The 2,080-nt window shown below is 30.9% G+C and carries 3 protein-coding genes; all 3 read left to right on the forward strand.

Going from position 1 to position 2,080, the window contains the following annotated elements; translation table 11 throughout:
- A partial coding sequence (locus tag HHU12_RS33630; RefSeq protein WP_169661102.1) for a hypothetical protein occupies positions 1–801 on the forward strand: 801 nt, incomplete at its 5' end.
- Between the two features lie 7 nt (positions 802–808).
- Positions 809–1,156: a hypothetical protein gene (locus HHU12_RS33635; protein ID WP_169661103.1), complete on the forward strand. Its 348-nt coding sequence runs from the start codon at positions 809–811 to the stop codon at positions 1,154–1,156.
- A gap of 272 nt (positions 1,157–1,428) precedes the next feature.
- Positions 1,429–1,929, forward strand: coding sequence for a hypothetical protein (locus tag HHU12_RS33640; protein WP_169661104.1), 501 nt, complete (start codon positions 1,429–1,431; stop codon positions 1,927–1,929).
- Positions 1,930–2,080 lie beyond the last annotated feature (151 nt).

Below are 2,080 nucleotides of genomic sequence, written 5' to 3' on the forward strand. Positions count from 1 at the left end.
GAGCGAGTTTACAACTTTGAGGTGGAAGGTTATCATAGTTATTATGCGGATGGTATTTATGTGCATAATGATTATGAGTTACCTAAACTTATTGCTGATAAACTAGATGATCTAAAACTAAATAAAGAGTTAAAAGAAGCATTTGAATTACAATATAATGCTCAAGAAAGTTTCAGGGATGCTATAGCTGGAAATAGTAAGGTTGTTGATGCTTGGTTGAAACTACATGATACTGTATTAAAAACAAACACTTATTGGCTAGGACGTATCAGTAGATGGGAAAAATCAGGGCTTTTTTTTGATTATGTTAAGGATGGATTAAATGTAAAAGTTTTTAGAGGGAGTAATGAAATAGCAGAACTATCAGAAAAATTATTTACCTTTAAATATTCTGGTTTTGGAGGAGATATAAAATGCCCATTAGATAAAACAACAACCTTAATAGGTTTATATGGAGATAAAAGTAAAAAAATAGGTACTAGTTATTTTATTGATATTGGTTTGTATAAAAATAATCTATCTCCTAACAATAATCCTGGAGGAATAAATGTTCTAAACATAATAGGTTGGACATGGAAAAAAAATAAGGAATGGTTAGAAAATGCAATTAAAAGAGGAGATGCTATTCGAATAATATCAGACCCTTCTCATCCTCGGACAATATGGAAAAATGGCATTCCTCCTGGTAAAAAGGGTTTTAATGGCAAGAAAACAGTTACAGCAAAAGAAATTTATATTTTAGAGAAACATGGATATTCTTTTGATTCCACAACAAGCACCTATATACCAAATAGTAAATAAAGATAAAATGAATTTACCAATAGATATAAAAAAAAAAGTTCTTCAAGATTATAATTATTCCGATGGTAAAAAGGTTATTTATATTTTTGAACAATTATACTCAGAAAATATCAATACAAAAATAATTATTCAAGTCATAAGGAGTGTACTATTTTTAGCTGATGGAGATTTTGATGTAATAAAGGAGTACTGTAATCCTTCTTTACAAGTTGATCCAAGAGATATAGTAATGGAAGCTGAAGAAATGGCAGGTAACCCAGGTCACTGGTTTAGTATTACCTTTGATGATATGAAAGGGTTTAACGGAGAATTACCAGAAACTGAAGAGTATAATAATGACGATTTAAGTTTTTGATTAAGAGTATAAAAAAAACGCAGGGGAGTGTTTAGGGAATCTTGGTAAATAGATTTCATCACCCACTAAATAGAAGCATTCTATCTTTTTTAGTGGGTGATTTTATATAGAATTAACTTAAAAACTCAATCATTTCTAAAAGGTCAGCTTGTTTAAATACAAAACTCACTAAGTTAGAATTTGTTTCAGAGGATAATTTAAACTACCAATTAGATTGTGAAACTACTTTATCCTCTTACAGCTTCAATCCTAATGAACTCATTGCAGTAAGTTTGGAAGTAGGCGAATTTGGAAGGGTCAAAGCAACACCCGGTGAAAAACCCCAAGTGTTATTAATTCCAGCAATCAGTTATCATATTTTAGCGTCCTCTTACAATAATCAGAAACTACGTGATGGATTGGATGTGCTATGGGGATTAGTAGGTATTGTCACTCCTGTGGATGAGTTTTATATTTTAGGTAAGTTACTAAAGCTGGCTTCAAAAGCGGGGAAATCAAGTTTAAAACTAGCATCTAGGCTAAGTGAAGTTAAACGAAATTTTAGAGCTAAACCTGTAGTATTAGAAGAAACTGCAGAAACAATTGCTTTAAGGTCTGAAGATATAGATAATGTTTTAAATCCTTATGTTAGGTTTCTTTCTGGAAGAAATGGAGTTAGAGGTATTACTATCGGAATTCAAGATGATTTGATATCATCAGCGTACCGCTATTTAGATAGAAATGATGATTTTCTAGATATAATAGTTCATAGTGATGGGAGACGTTTTATATAGAAGAAACAGGCGGTTTACTCTACCCGATGATAATTGGATAACTTTCTAAAAAGGAAGAAAAGTTGTTATTTTAAATTTCCTACAAAATAAAACAAACAACTTTTCATGAGCCTTAACTCAGTAGCAAATCTACGAAAAACATTTGATGAAT

The sequence above is a fragment of the Flammeovirga aprica JL-4 genome (assembly GCF_012844305.1).
Taxonomy (GTDB): domain Bacteria; phylum Bacteroidota; class Bacteroidia; order Cytophagales; family Flammeovirgaceae; genus Flammeovirga; species Flammeovirga aprica.